Origin of the sequence: Microcoleus sp. AR_TQ3_B6 (genome assembly GCF_036702785.1) — a bacterium.
GTDB lineage: Bacteria > Cyanobacteriota > Cyanobacteriia > Cyanobacteriales > Microcoleaceae > Microcoleus.
Map to the genome: position 1 here is coordinate 1 of NZ_JAUBVJ010000125.1, position 17,946 is coordinate 17,946.

Annotated in this window: 4 protein-coding genes; 3 read left to right on the plus strand and 1 reads right to left on the minus strand. The window is 45.1% G+C overall.

Features of this window, described 5'->3' with window-relative positions:
• Positions 1-479 precede the first annotated feature (479 nt).
• Complete coding sequence (ppsA, locus tag QUB56_RS33865) at positions 480-2,957, minus strand: phosphoenolpyruvate synthase (protein ID WP_332960733.1); 2,478 nt, start codon at positions 2,955-2,957, stop codon at positions 480-482.
• Between the two features lie 779 nt (positions 2,958-3,736).
• Here ppsA and QUB56_RS33870 point away from each other — a divergent pair.
• The 3 genes from QUB56_RS33870 (at position 3,737) to QUB56_RS33880 (ending at position 17,425) form a co-directional block, all read left to right on the plus strand.
• A complete protein-coding gene (locus QUB56_RS33870) occupies positions 3,737-10,228 on the plus strand; it encodes a PAS domain S-box protein (protein ID WP_332960734.1) in 6,492 nt (2,163 codons plus the stop codon).
• A 267-nt stretch (positions 10,229-10,495) separates the two neighbouring features.
• Positions 10,496-11,701, plus strand: coding sequence for a hybrid sensor histidine kinase/response regulator (locus QUB56_RS33875; RefSeq protein WP_445243434.1), 1,206 nt, complete (start codon positions 10,496-10,498; stop codon positions 11,699-11,701).
• A gap of 696 nt (positions 11,702-12,397) precedes the next feature.
• On the plus strand, positions 12,398-17,425 hold the full coding sequence (locus QUB56_RS33880) for a PAS domain S-box protein (protein WP_332960736.1): 5,028 nt from the start codon (positions 12,398-12,400) through the stop codon (positions 17,423-17,425).
• The last annotated feature ends 521 nt before the right edge of the window (positions 17,426-17,946 follow it).

Consider the following 17,946-nt stretch of genomic DNA (forward strand, 5'->3'; position numbering starts at 1 on the left):
AAGGTGGTACCCGCCACGTGATTTATCCGTGGAATCAATCCCAATTCGCAAATCTCAAATCCTCAAGAAAGAGCATTGATCCGTGGGGTCAATCTAAAATCTAAAATCTCAAATCTAAAATCGATTGACTGATGACTAATGACGGGCGGGTCAAAAAAATGAAAATTGCCCGCTATTATTGTTGGCCTCCGGATTCGACTTTACGCCCAACTCCAGAAGCGGGGATTTGATATCATTCCGGCGCAGCGGGAATTGATAGGATATTAGGTCCGGTCAATTACCGCCAATAAAATAGGGTTGTAGTGACGAATGCAAGTCCTCATAAAAATTAGAGGACTTGGATTCATCACTACAAACGCGAACTCGGTTATTCTACAGGGCTAGATAGGAGAAACCGGGTCTATTTCAAAAACAACCAAGCCAGAAAAGGGTGCAGCTATATGTTTCAGAAACTGGGTTTCTCTCAAAAACCAAAACGGTTACACTTTAGCAACCTCCCTCGCTAAATCCATTACCCCACCGCCAGCCTCTACCTTAGCAATATCTAACAAAGTCTTCAAAACCGAATCGGGATTCAAACTAATCGAATCAATTCCCAACTGAACCAAGAAACGAGCAAACTCAGGATAATCGCTGGGCGCTTGACCGCAAATCCCAATCTTGCGATCGTACTTCTTCGCCGCTTTAATGGCAATTTCTACCATTCGCTTGACAGCTTCATTCCGTTCGTCAAAGATGTGCGCGACCAAAGCAGAATCCCGGTCTAATCCTAATGTTAGCTGAGTTAAATCGTTAGAGCCGATCGAGAATCCGTCAAAAACTTGCGCGAATTCGTCAGCAAATATGACATTGCTCGGCAATTCGCACATCACATACACTTGCAAGCCGTTTTCGCCCTTGACTAAACCGTGTTTTGCCATCTCGGCCAACACTTTCCGCCCTTCCTCGGGGGTGCGACAAAATGGAATCATCGGAATCACATTTGTCAAGCCCATTTCGTCGCGAACTCGCTTCAATGCTTGGCATTCCAAAGCGTAAGCTTCGCGGTAATTCGGGTCGTAATAGCGAGACGCGCCGCGCCACCCGATCATCGGGTTTTCTTCCTTGGGTTCAAACTGCCGTCCTCCCAAAAGGTTAGCATATTCGTTGCTCTTGAAATCGCTCATCCGCACGATGACTGGATTTGGATAAAATGCGGCGGCAATTGTGGCAATTCCGTGGGCTAGTTTGTCGGTGAAGAAATCGGGTTTGTGTTGGTAAAGGGCTGTCAGTTGTGCAATTTCTTCCTTGACTGAGGTATCTGCCAATTCGTCAAAGTGAATCAGTGCTAGCGGGTGTGCTTTAATGTGATTGGCAATAATGAATTCCAGCCGCGCCAAGCCTACGCCGTCGCAAGGAATTGCTGACAAACCAAAAGCTTCTTCGGGATTTCCCACATTCATTAAAATTTGAGTGCGGGTGCGGGGCAAATTCTCGATCGCAGTTTCTTGAATTTCAAAAGGAACCAAACCGGCATAAACTTTGCCTTCGTCTCCTTCCGAACAAGAAACAGTGATTTCTTGATGGTTTGTCAAGATTTGGGTGGCATCGCCGGTGCCAACAATGGCGGGAATTCCCATTTCTCGGGCGATGATCGCGGCGTGACAAGTCCGGCCGCCGGAATTGGTGACGATCGCACTTGCTTTTTTCATAATCGGTTCCCAATCCGGGTCTGTTTTGTTAGTAACTAAAACTTCTCCTGCTTGAAATTCAGCGATTCTGTGAACATCTAAAATCACGCGGGCTTTGCCTTGTCCGATTGCTTCGCCAACGGCGCGTCCTTTTGCCAAAATTGCACTGGAACCTTGCAATTTGTAGTTGCGCAAAACTGTAGCCGACTTTTGAGATTGTACTGTTTCGGGTCGCGCTTGGACGATAAACAATTCGCCCGTATTGCCGTCTTTTGCCCACTCAATATCCATCGGGGTATAAATCCCGCGCACTTGGGAGTAGTGTTCTTCTATGACTACGGCCCACTCTGCTAGTTGCAGAATTTCATCATCTTGTATGGCAAATTTATTTTTTTCGGCTGCTATCACCGATACGTTTTTGGTGTATTTAGAACCGCCGATATCGTACACCATTTTGAGTGTTTTGCTGCCGAGGCGTTTGTCTAAAATCGGCCGAAAACCTTGTTTTAATGTTGGTTTAAAGACGAAGTATTCATCGGGGTTGACGGCGCCTTGGACGACGTTTTCGCCTAATCCGTAGGCGGCGGTAACTAATACGGCGTTTTTGAATCCGGTTTCGGTGTCGATGCTGAACATGACGCCGGAGGATGCTAAGTCCGATCGCACCATTTTTTGCACGCCGACAGATAAGGCGACTTCAAAGTGGTCGAATCCCCGCTGTTGGCGGTAGGAAATCGCTCTGTCGGTGAATATCGAGGCGAAGCATTTGTGACAGCATTCGAGGACGCCAGCACAAGCTTGGACGTTGAGGTAGGTTTCTTGCTGTCCCGCGAAACTGGCGTCTGGTAAGTCTTCGGCGGTGGCGGAGGAACGCACTGCTACGTCGGTATTGTCGCCGTAGCGATCGCACAATTTCTCGTAAGCATCCGCGATCGCAGCTTGCAATTCTCGCGGAAACGGTGTATCCAGAATCAATGACCGCGCTTGCTTGCCTTTTTGTCGGAGGCTCTGCAGATCTTCTACGTCTAAATCGGCAAAAATCTCGCGCAATTTAGCTTTTAAACCCGCCGAGTCAATGAAGTAGCGGTAAGCGTATGCTGTAGTTGCAAATCCATTGGGAACCCTGACTCCTTTGGCGGTTAACTGTTGAATCATTTCGCCCAAAGAAGCATTTTTCCCGCCTACTAATGGGATGTCGGCGATCCCGACTTCATCAAACCACAAAACTAAGGCTTTATCTTTGGGAATTAACACTTCTTTGTCTTCTATTTCTAATTTTTCTAGCATTGCTTTTTTCCTCTCAACTTCAGCTCACTTCTGTCAAAGGACACTAAATAAATGACAGTAAAAAATGACGGTCATTTTTTTGACGTAGTTTTGTTGCGAAAATTCTCTAAGTTTTCCCGAGGCTGTATCAATCGAGCTTTCGATTTCCTCTATGTCTAGATTATCACTTTTTTGCTAAATAGCAAGGCCTGTGGAGATAATTTATTTGATTGCAAAAAGTAAAGAAATGGTTCTGGCGAGTTTATGTAAGCTATCATAAAAACACTGGTAAACAGATGAATATCGAACATAGTTGCCACCGCTTTTTTGGCGCTGAGCGCGAAGTGGTGCGGCGATACCGCTCGGATGGTGTTGCTAGCGGAATCGAAGGGCAACAAAGGGTGGGTTTCGCTCGCGGGAGGGAAACCCACCCAAAAACGGATACAAGTTTCCCACAAAAGTCGTGAGCTGGCCCAAATTTTAGACTCTTGTTCAACCTCCCCGATTCATCTGTGGAGTAAATCTCAAATCTCAAATCTCAAATCGACTGACAGGGGAACTCACCCAAAAAACACCACACCAAGCAGCTTAGTTTACTCCTGAAACCTAGCTTCTAAAAACCGTAAAAGTTTGCCCTCTAATTGCGTGGATTTACTTAGAGCAAAAACCCAGTCGCAGAGAGTGAATCGTAATTGTTGAACCCGGTATTTTTTAACTTGAAGCGGCGGGATTTTTGGTTAGGCAATTATTTATATGCTATAATAGTTAGTTCGACTGTTTTATGACCCAAAACAAGGTATATGATATCAGTTTTGAGCCCAGGCGCAAAGCGAAACGGCTTTAAAGTTCTTCTGGTGGAAGACAATCAAGCCGAAGCCGATCTGATCGAAGAATTATTATTAGAAACAAATGTCAGCCGAGCCGAGCCTCAAACGCTGTCAGTAAGGTGTACAGACCGTCTGAGCAAAGCGCAACAACTTTTGGTCGGCGAACATTTTGATGTGATTTTACTCGATCTTTCGCTGCCCGACAGCCAAGACTTAAGTACAATTGTCAAAATACAAGAATACAGCCTAAATACTCCGATTGTCGTACTGACAGCCCGCAACGATGAAGAACTTGCCGTGCAGTCAATCCAAGCCGGAGCTCAGGATTATCTAGTCAAGCGAAACATCGACAGCGAAGTGTTAATTCGATCGCTCCGCTACGCAGTCGAGCGGCAGCACAACCAAGAAGCTTTGCGAAAAAGCGAAGAAAAATATCGCTCGGTAGTCGAGAATTCTCTCGTCGGAATTGCCATTCTTGCTCCTGGAAATTCCCCCTCAGAACCAGAAAAATGCGAGTGCTTGGAAGTGAACGATGCTTTGTGCGATTTGCTGGGATACGACCGCCAAGATTTTTTGGACAAAAATTGGGAAGAGTGGGGTTTCCCTGAAGATTGGGAGGCTACATTAGTCGAGTTAAAAAAAATTTTTGCCGGGGATAGCGAAGGCTATGTTTTAGATAAAAAGTGGCGCAAAAAAGACGGAGAAACCGTTTATACTAGAGTCTCCCTGCGCTGTATTCGCGGCCGGGATGGCTCCATCGACCGGATGATTAAAGTAGTCTTGGATGTGAGCGACCGCTACCATTACGAAGCTAAATTAAAAGCATCAGAAGAGTTTTTAAATCACACGATTAATGCTACTCCCGACCCGATTTTTGTCAAAGACGAGCAGCACAGGTGGGTCGTATTGAACGACGCTTTTTGCGAGTTGATGGGAAAAAGGCGATCGGAACTGATAGGTAAGTCGGGATATGAGTTCTTTCCCCCAGCACAAGCCGATTTTTGGGGGCAACAAGACGAGCAAGTATTGCAAAGAAGCATTCCCGAGCAAACGGAAGAAACTTTTACAGATAGCGCCGGCAAAGAACGCATTCTATCTACTAAAAAAACTGTCTTCACCAAAAGCGACGGCACTAAAATGTTGGTCGGAACAATGCGAGATGTGACAGAGTACAAGAACCAGCAAAGAGCTTTGCAGGAAAGCGAAGCTCGATTGCAAGTAATGACCGACAATGTGCCGGCAATGATTTATCAATTTCGGCTGTATGTAAATGGTCAAACATCTTTTAGTTACGTTTCTTCTGGCAGTTGGCAGCTCTATAATTTAAACCCAAAAGAAATAGAAGAAAATGCCAGTTTGGCTTTTGCAACAGTTCACCCAGACGACATCTCAGACTTGCAGCGATCGATCGCAATTTCAGCGGCGACTCAGCAACCTTGGCAGCACCAGTGGCGGCAAATTATGCCGGACAAAGTGAAGTGGCTGCAAGGCGCGTCGAGACCGCAAAAACAAGCCAACGGCGATATAGTTTGGGACGGTTTGGTGATGGATGTCAGCGAATTAAAACAAACCCAGCAAGACCGCGATAGATTTTTTAATCTCTCGCTGGATTTACTTTGCATTGCAGGTTTGGACGGCTATTTCAAACGCTTAAACCCCGCTTGGTCAAAAGTATTAGGTTACAGCTGCGATGAAATGCTAGCCCAACCTTTTATAGAATTCGTGCATCCAGAAGACCGCTCAATAACTCTAGCTGAATTAGAAACACTTAAAAATGGCAATCCCGTTATTAACTTAGAAAACCGCTATCTTTGCCAAGATGGTACTTATAAATGGCTGTCGTGGACGGCATCGCCGTTTGCAGAAGAAGGTTTGATTTATGCAGTTGCTCGCGACGTTACATTTAGAAAGCAAGCTGAAGCTGAATTGCGCAAGAGCGAAGCCACCAACCGCGCTCTTTTAAATGCGATACCTGACATGATATTTCGCTGTCGGGCAGACGGTACTTTTGTAGACTTCAAACCTGCCAAAGATTTCGAGAATATCCTACCGCGAAAAAGAGTAATCGGTCAAAAAGCACAAGACATATTGCCTGCTGCTTTTGCTGAAAAAATATTGTCCGGCAATCAACAAGCGATCGACACTGGCGAGATTCAAGTCGTAGAATATCAAATGCCAGTTAATGGTGAACTGTACGATTTTGAAGCTAGAATTGTCTTCTGCACGGAAGACGAAATTATCGCGATCGTCCGCGACATCACTCAACGCAAACGTTCCGAGTCACTACTCCACAGGCAAGCAGTAGCAATGGCCCAAGCTTCCGAAGGTATAGCCATACTCAATGCCGCCGGAGAGGTGATTTATTGCAACGCAGCCCGACTAAAAATCTACGGTTACGACTCTCTCGAAGAAATATATGGCAAAAGTTGGAAAATATTCTACGAAGGTGCAGAACTGCAAAGGTTCGAGCAAGAAGTCGTGCCGGTTTTAGTGCAGAAAGGTTGTTACAGCACCGAAGCAGTAGGATGCCGCCGCGACCGCTCGAAAGTTCCTCTAGATGTCTCGCTGACCATGCTGCCCGACGGTGAAATCATTTGCATTGTTCGCGATATTTCCGAAAGAAAACAAACCGAAGCAGCACTGCGAGAAAGCCAGCGGTTCACTCAACAAATTGCTGAGGCAAGTCCTAATATTTTGTATGTTTATGACTTAATAGAACAAAAAACTATCTATGCGAACGCTTCTATATACCGCATTCTTGGCTATACAGTAGAGGAGATTCAGGGAATTGGGCCGTGGATGAAGCCAAATTTAATGCACCCGGAAGATGCAATCAAAATACCAGATTATTTGCAGCAAGTCGAAACGGGCACGGAAGGGGATATCTTTGAAATAGAATACCGAATCAGGCACAAAGATGGTTCTTGGCGCTGGATTGTCAGCCGAGATACTGTATTTGCAAAAACAGCAGACGGTAAGTTAAAACAAATTCTAGGCACGGGAACTGATATTACAGAAAGCAAGCAAGCAGAAGATGAAATCAAGCTGTTGCTAGCAGCAACTAAAGCAATTAGTCAGTCTGCTGATTTTCACAGCGCCCTCCCAGAGATTCTGCGGTTGCTGTGCAATGCGATCGGCTGGAATTTTGCGGAAGCCTGGCTCCCGGCTGCTAACGGTACTTTTTTGGAACACAGCGAAACTTGGTACGCTAGCGATCGCGATTTAGATAGGTTCGGGCGCGAAAGTAAAAAAATTAGATTCGCCGCCGGAGTGGGAGTACCCGGACGGATTTGGTCAACCCGAAATGTAGAATGGATTGAAGATATTTCTGTAGCCAAAAATCATCTTTTTGCCCGATCGCAAATGGCGGCAGCAGTCGGATTGAAAGGTTGTTTCGGAGTGCCAATTCGCGCTAGCGCAGAGGTGCTGGCAGTTTTAGTATTCTGCAAGCGCGACCGAGCGATTATGGAACCGCGTATAGTAGAGTTGGTCAAAGCGCTAGCGACTCAGTTGGGCGATCATCTTCAGCGCAAACAAGCCGAAGAAGAATTGCGCAAAAGTGAAGAACGCTGGCAGTTAGTTCTCAAAGGCAATCAAGACGGAATTTGGGACCTGAATTTTCAAACAAATGAAATTTTCCGCTCAGCCCGCTGGCAAGAAATTATTGGTTACGCCGACGGCGAAATGGACAGCAGCAGCGCATGGATCGATCGCGTCCATCCAGACGATCGCGATCGGGTGCAAGCAGCAATCCAAGATTATCTCGATCGCCAAACCCCCAATTACGCCGCCGAATACCGCTTGCAGTGCAAAGACGGCAGCTATAAGTGGGTGCTCGCCCGCGCTCAAGCAGTATGGGACAAAGCCGGCAATCCCCTGCGGATGGTGGGTTCGATGACGGATATCAGCGATCGCAAAGCAGCAGAATTAGCCTTACTGCGGGTCACTCAAGCCGTCGAAAGTACCAGCGACGCGATCGCGATCGCCGACTTGAAAGGGCGGCCTATTTACCACAATCAAGCCTTTATTCAGCGTTACGGCTACAGGGTGGAAGAACTCAACGATATCGCCGATCTCGCCGTGCTTAATGTCCGGCATAAAAGTTACAAACAAATCTATAAAAGCCTTCGCAAAGGTCGCTCTTGGTGCGGCGAACTTGCGCTGCAAACTAAGAGCGGCGAAGCAGTTACTGCTCTGGTGCGAGCCGACAGCATTAAAGATATAAATGGCTGTTTAATAGGCTTAATTGGAGTGATTACAGATATCACCAAACGCAAAGAATCAGAATTAATATTGCGCCAGAAATTAAAGCGCGAACAGTTGGCAGTAGCCATGCTGGAACGAATTATATCTTCTCTTAATTTAGAAGAGATTCTTACCAAAACCGTCGAAGAAGTGCGGCATTTTTTGCAAGTAGACCGCACTGTTATTTACCAATTTAATCCGGATTGGAGCGGGTTTATCGCTGTCGAGTCGGTAGCCGAAAATTTCCGCTCAATTGTAGGAATGGAAATTTATGACCCCTGTTTTGGGGAAGCCTACGTTACTCTTTACCAAGAGGGCAGAATTACAGCCACAGAAGATGTTTACAATGCCGGCCTAGCCGAGTGCCACTTGGCTCTGTTGACTCAGCTCCAGGTGAGAGCGAATCTGGTAGTGCCGATTTTGCAAGGTGAAAACTTGTGGGGGCTGTTAATTGCCCACCACTGCACGAGTCCTCGTCCCTGGCAGCAATTGGAGGCAGAGTGCCTGAAACAATTGGGGGTGCAGTTGGCGATCGCCATTCAGCAATCGACGCTATTTGAACAAGCACAAACCGAAATTGCCGATCGCAAACTTGCAGAAGCAGCCCTACAATTAGCCAAAGAATCCGCCGAATCCGCCAACCGCGCTAAAAGCGACTTTCTGGCCAACATGAGCCACGAATTGCGAACCCCTTTGAACGGGATTTTAGGATACATTCAATTGCTGAAACTAGATAAGAATTTAACCGCAGATCAGCACGAAAGTCTCGACAACGTTCAACAGTGCGGCCACCACCTGCTGATGCTGATTAATGACGTTTTAGACCTCTCAAAAATCGAAGCTAGTAAAATGGAACTGTCACCGACAAACGTGCATTTTCCCAGCTTTGTTAAAAGTATTGTTGATTTGTTCCACATGCGATCGGAGCAAAAAGGAATAGCCTTTAATTACGAGCAGTTGTCGGCGCTGCCAGACGGCGTTTTTGCTGACGAAAAAAGGTTGCGCCAAGTTTTGATTAATTTGCTCAGCAATGCCGTTAAGTTTACCGAGAGCGGCGGCGTTACATTCAAAGTCGGTTATGCACAAAATTTAGCCGAAAATTATCCTCAAACCAACAGGGCAAACTCTAGTTTGACAGCGTCCAGTGCCACTCAAACAATCAATTTGACCGCTCCTGTAGACGCGCAGCAAATATCGCTCCCGCCGCAGGAAACAAAAGAAGCACGCCAGGTGATAACAGCAGCAAATACGGGCGATCGCGCCCCTACCGCTAAAATTCGCTTTCAAATCGAAGATACTGGCATTGGCATCGGGCAGAATAAATTAGAAGAAATATTTTTGCCTTTTCATCAAGTCGGCGATCATAACAATTTCGTCGAAGGTACCGGACTGGGACTTTCCATCAGCCAAAAATTAGTCAAAATGATGGGCAGCCAAATTCGCGTCCAAAGTACCTCCGGCAAAGGCAGCATATTTTGGTTCGATCTGGACTTGCCCGCAGTCACCCAGTGTTCTGAACACCCCTCCACGCAAGAAAAACGCCGGATTGTCGGTTTTAGCGGCCGCCAGCGGAAAGTGCTCATCGTGGACGATCGTGAAGTAAATCGCGCCTGGGTGCACAGGCTGCTTTCTCATTTGGGCTTTGAAATTGCACAAGCCACAGACGGCGAAGACTGCTTGCACCAAGCACAGGAATTTCTACCGGATCTCATTTTAATGGATTTGGTGATGCCAGTAATGGACGGTTGGGAAGCTACCAGGCGGCTGCGACAGTTGCCGGAATTAAAAGATGTGGTTATCCTTGCTTTATCCGCTAACGTTTACGAGACTACCAGGCAAGAGAGCATACTTGCAGGTTGCGATAACTTTCTCACCAAACCAATTCAAACTAACGAGCTTTTAGAATTATTGCGCCTGCATTTGAGACTAGAATGGGTTTACGAAGAAGGATCCCAAACCAAACAGCGGAAAGCTCAAACTCCCACAGCATCACCTGAAATTGCTGCTGCTGACTCAACGATGGTGTCTCCTGCCTCAGAGTCAGTCTTGGCCTTGTTAAGATTGGCTGCAATGGGCGATATTGAAGCTATTCTGGAAGAAACTGCTAAACTAGAACATTCTGACCCGACATTAGTGCCTTTCGTTCATCACCTGCGCCAACTTACTAAAGGATTTCAGCTCAAGCAAATTCGAGATTTTTTGAAGCAACATTTGTCCTAAAATTGACGGTAGCTAACAGACCACTCAAAATCTGTTAAATCTCGGGCAAGCGAGTACCATTCTCAATCAGGGGTTATGGGCTTGGGCGAAGCGACAAGTTAATTTGCTTGTGGGGCCCGCACTCGCAGCCCGCTCCTAAAATGGTTATTGCAAATAGAAGCATCTACGAAGCAACCGGGTTTCTAGAGCCGCATAAAATCCCTAGAATCCGATTTAAAGTCACAACCCACAACTCAAAACTCAAAAATTTGAATGTTTCCCTTGAATATGAACGATAAAAATTCCGAAAGAAGCATCATACTAATTGTCGATGACAACCAAACAAATCTTGACGTACTTTTCGAGTTGTTAAGGAATTACGGGTTTAAAGTATTAGTGGCTCTAGACGGCGAAAGTGCGATCGAGCAAATTGAATACATCCATCCAGACTTGATTCTTTTGGATATCATGATGCCAGGAATTGACGGTTTTGAAACTTGCCTGCGTTTGAAAGCAGACCCGTCAACGCAAGACATTCCCATCATATTCATGAGCGCCCTTTCCGATACGCTTGATAAAGTAAAAGGCTTTCAGACAGGAGCCGTTGACTACATCACTAAGCCTTTCCAGCACGAAGAAGTGTTGAGCCGCATTCAAACTCACTTGACAATCCGCAGCTTGCAAAAAAAACTCGAAGAAAAAAACCTCGAACTTGCCCACCTCAACCAAAACCTGGAAAGACTTGTCGAACAAAAAACCAAGCAATTAATCGACCAGGAAAAAACAGCCATCATCGGACGTTTGACCCAGGGAATGGTTCACAACCTCAAAAGTCCGCTGCAAGTGATCCAGACTAGCGTCGATTTGATTGAAACAAAAGCCACAAAAATTCAAGAAGACTCTCTGTTTAATTATACTAAGTATATTTTTCAAGCTGTCACAAAAATCAATCAGATCATGGATACTCTGATGATGAAAAGCCGAAAAGAGCAAAAGCAAGATTTGCACCCGGTGAATATCAACGATTTAGTGCAGCGAGAAATTCAGCTATTAGAAGGCAACCTGTATTTTAAAAATAAGATTAGAAAAAAATACTTTTATGACGAAGAAATTGCCAGCATTCCATTAATTTATTCCTATATCTCTCAAGTATTTTATAATTTAATCAATAATGCAATGGATGCTATGTGGGAAAAGAAAAGCCGGGAACTAACTATCGTAACTAGGCAAGACGACTCCAACATATACATGGACATTGCAGATACCGGATGCGGCATATCATCGGAAGATTTGTCAAAAGTTTTTGACCCTTTTTACACCTCTAAGCCACCTAAAGGCGAGGAAAAAAGTGAAGGCGAACCGACAGGAACTGGTCTCGGACTTTATACTTGTATTGAACTTTTAAAACCTTTTAACGGTGAGATTGCTATTAGCAGCAATGTCGGCCAAGGCAGCGTCTTTACAGTTGTGCTGCCCAAACCGCCGAAAACTTGATCGACTCACCTGAGTAAAATTGTGTCCGGTTAGACAACCGTAATTAAGTTCGTAATTAGGTTCGTAGTAAAGAATGCAAGTCTTGAATCCTCCCGAAATAGAGGACTTGCATTGCCCAATACAAACAGGCGCTAATTGCGGTAATTTACCGGACACAATCGAGCAGCGTGTCCCGTAAATTAACGGGAATTTTTCTAGGTTCGTAGTAATACCAGTTTGAAAAAAGAAGGCAACTTTAGGCAAGCTTCAAACCGCAATTTAACAACTCAAATCTAAAATTTAAAATCGTATAAAAAATGCAAATCCTGATTCCTCCGCCATCTTTGGCCTTGCCCCTTGCTATTCTCCTGCCAAAGGTTGTAAATTAAAACAGGGTTGAGTTGCAACTTTGGTCAGAGTATGATGATTTTGGGTACGAGGTTTGGGGCGAGGCGGACAACTTGCAGCGAACAACTCCATTCTACAAATAAATCTGGGGGGTCTGCAAGCACCCAGCGCACCCTAAAGCCTGCGCTTTAAGTTCCCCAATTAATCAGCTAGGTAACTGTATGACCTGCTAAGATTTTTTGATTACTAAAAAATAGCAAAAGGATACCAGTTAAAAAAAATGCCACTATACGCAAGAGCAAAACCGCGATAGTCATCAGTCATTCCAAATCTAAAATCTAAAATCTAAAATCTAAAATCTAAAAGGGTATGACATCTGTTTTTGAGCCAAATTTAACGCCTGCTTGCTTGAAAGTTCTTTTAGTAGAACACTGTGCAGAAGATGCAGAACTCTTTCAAGAACTGCTGTCTCCTCGCCGACTGGGACAATCAATTGATTTGACGAATGTAGTTAGCCTCCGGGAAGCTATAAAAATTTTAAGCTGCGAGGTTTTTGATGTAATTTTATTAGACCTTTCACTTCCTGACAGCCCAAAACTTAATACTCTTGTCCGGCTGCAAGATAGCGGTATAAATATTCCGATCGTCATTCTGACAGCCGCCGATGACGAAGAACTGGCCCTCGAGTTAATTGCCGCCGGCGCCCAAGATTATGTGGTGAAAAGACAAGTAGACAGCCGGCTGCTGGTGCGAACCCTCAGGTGCGCGATCGCCCGCCAGAAACGACAAGCAGAATGGCAAAAAAGTCAAGAAAAATACCAGCAGGTTGTTAAAAATATCAAACAAGTAGTTTTTGAAACAAATATTGCTGGCAATTGGACTTTTCTCAATCCGGCTTGGACAGAAATTACCGGATTTACCGTTGATGAAAGCTTAGGAACTTCCTGTTTGAGTTACGTTCATTCTGAGGATCAATACCAATATTTAAATTCCTTTAGAGGTCTGAGCGAAAATCAAGAAACATCCTGTTGCTATCAAATTCGATATCTTACAAAAAATGGCGAAATTCGCTGGGTGGAAGTGCATGAAGGTTTGATTTGTGACTGGGACGGCGCGGTGCAGGGGACGATAGGAACTATTCACGATATTACGGATAAAATTTTAGCACTCTCAGAACTGGAAGCTAGTAAAAAGTTTTTGAATTATACGATTGATGCACTGGCTGACCCAATTTTTGTCAAGGACGAACAGCACCGCTGGATACTGTTAAATAATGCTTTTTGCAAGCTGATCGGCAAGCAGCGCGAGGAACTGCTGGGCAACTCGGATTACGACTTTTTCCCAAAACAAGAAGCTGAATTTTTTTGGCAGAATGACGAACAAGTGTTTAGCACGAGGAAAGAAAACGAGACCGAGGAAATATTTACGGACGCCAGCGGTGCAAAGCACATTCTGTCTACTAAAAAAACTGTCTTTGAAAATACCGACGGCAGTAAAATTCTCGTCGGGATAATTCGAGATATCACTCAGGATAGGCGCCAACAATTAGCGCAGCAAGAAAGCGAAGCTAGACTGCGGCAACTTGCTGCCAATTTGCCGGGAAGAATTTATCAATTTCGCCTCTCAACCGACGGCAAAAAAACTTTTCCTTACATTTCTTCTGCCAGCCGCGATTTATATGAATTGGCCCCAGAAAATATTCAGCCGAATCCCCAACTCGTTTTTAGTTGTATTCATCCAGACGATCGGCAAAAATTTGAAGAATCTCTTGCTTTTTCTGCGGCAAATATGCAGCCATGGCAGCAGGAATGGGGCGCGATTGTGTCCTCGGAAAAACTTAAGTGGATGCAAGGGGTTTCGAGACCGGAACGAGTTGATGGTTCGACTGAAATAGGGCAGGAAGGGGATATAGTTTGGGAAGGCATGGTGCGGGATATTACTGAGCTAAAACAGGCAGAAGTAGCTTTGCGGGAGAGCGAAGCAAGATTTCGATCGCTCGTTGAAAATATCCCCGGCGCTATCTATCGTTGCCTGTATGACGCTGAGTGGACGATGGTATTTATTAGCGATGAAATTGAGGCAATTAGCGGCTATCCTGCTGAGGATTTTATTAGTAACAACCGCTTGAGTTTTGCCAGCATCATCCATGAGGCAGATACTGAAATGGTCTATCGACAAGTCAACGCAGCAGTAGAGTCGAAACAGCCGTACAATCTAGAATACCGGATTGTTCGCGCTGACGGCACGGTGCGGTGGATGTCGGAAAGAGGTAGGCCGACTTACAATCTAGAAGGGTTTGTTTTGTGGCTCGACGGAGGGATTTTTGACATTACCGATCGCAAACAAGCCGAACTGACTCTCTCCCTGGTAACTCAAGCTGTAGACAGCGCTAGTGATGCGATCGCGATCGCAGATTTGGACGGTTATTCCGTTTATCACAATCAAGCATTTATTCAGCGCTACGGCTATACAGTTGAGGAACTAAATAATGCAGGCGGCCCAGCAGTAATGTACGCCAAATCTCAAGATTTGAAAAAGTTATTTAGGGTGCTGCGGAAAGGTTTTTCATGGGAAAAAGAAATTGAAATTAAAACTAAAGATGGCGAGATTATAGAAACTTTATTGCGAGCTGACAGCATTAAAGATAGCGCCAGTCAACCAATAGGAATGATAGCCATAATTGCCGACCTCACAGAAATAAAACGCACCGAATCGGCATTAAAACTCAGCCAAGAGCGATTGCAGTTGGCGATTTCAGGCAGCTCTTTGGGGCTGTGGGATTGGAATATAGCTACTGGCGAAACTTATTTCGATTTTCATTGGAAATCAATGCTCGATTACGCAGAAACAGAAATTGAAAATAACTTCCAAGCTTGGGAAAATTTGCTGCATCCCGGAGACCGACCGAAGGTAATGGAATCTTTAAATTCCTATTTGGAAGGTAGCACTGATATCTATGAAGTTGAATTTCGGATGCTCAACAAAACCGGAGATTGGCAGTGGATTATGGCGATTGGCAAGGTAGTAGAGTACGACGAATGGGGTGCGCCGTTGCGGATGGCTGGTACTCACAAAGATATCAGCGCCCGCGTTGCAGCAGAAGCAGAAAAAACGCTGTTGATCGCATCTCTGCAACAACTTGCCGAACAGTTGCAAGAAGCTCAAAAAATAGCGCGCATCGGCAATTGGGAATTCGATATGGAAGCAGGAATTATTACTTGGTCGGAAGAACTGTTTCGAGTTTACGGTCGAGAATTGAATCGACCGCCGACAATGGAAGAACTTTTAGAACTAATTCATCCCGATGACAAAGAAAGGTTTACACAAGTTGTGCAAAAGGCAATGACTGAAGGGACAGCTTACGATATCGACCACCGCATCTATTTTCCATCAGGAGAAATCAGGCACGTTAACGGTAAAGCACAAGCTGTTAAAAATGAGTTTGGTCAGGTGGTGCGACTGTGTGGCACGGCAATGGACATTACCGATCGCAAAAAAGCCGAAACTGCTTTGCAACAAAGCGAACAGCGATTTCGAGCTGTATTTGAACAAGCGGCGCTCGGCATTGTAAAAGTGTGGCCAGACGGTCAATTTTTGAGGGTAAATCAAGGCTTTTGCAATATTGTCGGCTACTCACAATTGGAACTGAAAGCGCGAAATGTTTGGGATATTTCTCACCCGGAAGATGTAGAAGTAGATGTGGAGTCTAGCAACAGACTGTTAGCTGGGGAAATTTTTAATTATTCACTTGAAAAACGCTTTGTTCGCAAAGACGGTTCATTTGTTTGGGCTAATGTGACTGTATCTTTAGTGCGGGATGGAGTTGGGGAACCGAGCTACTTAATTGCTGTAATTGAAGATATTAGCTCTCGCAAGCTTGCCGAGGCTATCTTGCGCCAGCAATTAAAGCGAGAACGCTTGGTGGTAGGGATGCTGGAACGCATTCGCTCTTCTCTAAATTTAGAAGAGATTTTGACCAAAGCTGTTGCTGAAGTACGGCAATTTTTGCAAACAGACCGGACAGTTATTTATCGCTTTAATCCCGATAGGAGCGGTTTTGTAACTGTCGAGTCTGTAGGTCAAAATTGGCAGTCGATTCAGGGACTAACTATTAAGGATTCCTGCTTTGAATACAGCTATGCTTCTGCTTACGAACACGGTCGCGCTGTAGCTGTGGATGATATTTACAAAGCTGGTCTTTCCGAGTGCTACATTAATTTATTAAGTCAATTTCAGGTGCGAGCTAATTTGGTAGTGCCGATTTTGCAAGGCGAGAAGTTGTGGGGGCTATTGATTGCCCACGAGTGCGCGGGCCGCCGCCGCTGGCTGGAAATTGAGGTCGAGTGTCTGCAACAAATTAGCGTGCAGTTGGCAATCGCGATCCAGCAATCGACGCTGTTTGAGCAAGCACAAACTGAAATTGCCGATCGCAAACAAGCCGAGTCAGCTTTGCAGGAATCGGAAGCGCGAGAACGTTCAAAAGCGCTAGAGTTAGAAGCAGCTATTAACAAGCTCAGAACCACTCAAGCTCAGCTCGTTCAAAATGAAAAAATGGTGAGTTTGGGTCAGTTAGTTGCTGGTGTTGCTCACGAAATTAATAACCCCGTTAGCTTTATTCACGGCAATCTCAGTCCGGCTCGTAATTACACTTTAGATTTGCTGGAATTGATTAAAGTTTACCAGCATTACTGTCCTAATCCTCCGGTCGAAGTCTTGGATAAAATTGATGAAATAGACTTGGATTATATTGCTGAGGATTTCCCGAAATTGTTTAATTCGATGCAAGTAGGAACCGAGCGAATTGTCGAAATCGTCAAATCCTTGCGCAACTTTTCCCGCTTGGACGAGGCCGCTGGGAAGTCGGTCAACATTCACGAGGGAATTGATAGCACTTTGATGATTTTGCAAAATCGGTTAAAATCTCACAGCAGCCGTCCGGGGATTCAGATAGTTAAAGATTACCAACAATTGCCGCAAGTTGAATGTTTCCCGGGCGAGTTGAATCAGGTATTTATGAATATTTTGATTAATGCGATCGATGCTTTGGAAGAACGGGACAAGCAGCGCCCGATCGAGGAGTGCGATCGACATCCCAGCACGATCGCTATTCGCAGTTATCAGCCTGCTGCGGGCTTCGTAGCGGTATCTATTGCCGACAACGGGCGGGGGATACCGGAGCACGTGCGATCGAGGCTGTTTGACCCGTTTTTCACCACTAAACCTGTGGGCAAAGGTACGGGTTTGGGACTGTCGATTTCTCACTCGATTATAGTCGATCGGCACGGCGGCCGATTGAGCTGTATTTCGACACCAGGAGAGGGAGCAGAGTTTGTGATTGAAATTCCAGTGCGGCCGAATTTAACGGGTACGAGTTCAAAGAAAGCGGGAATAAATTAGTAATTGGTAATTGGAAATTGGGGAGCGGTCAATCGATTTTAGATTTGAGATTTTAGATTTGAGATTGACCCCACGGATAAATGCTCTTTCTTGAGGATTTTCGATTTGAGATTTGGGATTGATTCCACCGATAAATCACGTGGCGGGTACCACCTTTGAAATTATTGGTAATGGGTAATATCAAATACGGTAACATCGGAATTATACCCTGCTTTGCTGTGCATTTTGTTCGCTCCGGGTCACTCTATCGCGTCCCACTCGCGCTGCACTCCGAAAATTATTATTCCGATGCAAAGTCAACGATATGAGTTATGAGTTGTGAGTTGTGAGTGAAAAATTAAACACGGTATTACCAATTACCAATTACCAATTAGCTCTGGGGGGGTGACAACCAGCCTGAAACCCAGAGGTGATGAGGATTGAGCCAATGTGTGCTTAAAAAAAATAGGCAGCATAATTGTTACACGCTTGCCTATCCAAAAAATAATGATACCAACATTTTACCAGACTCATTTAAAAAA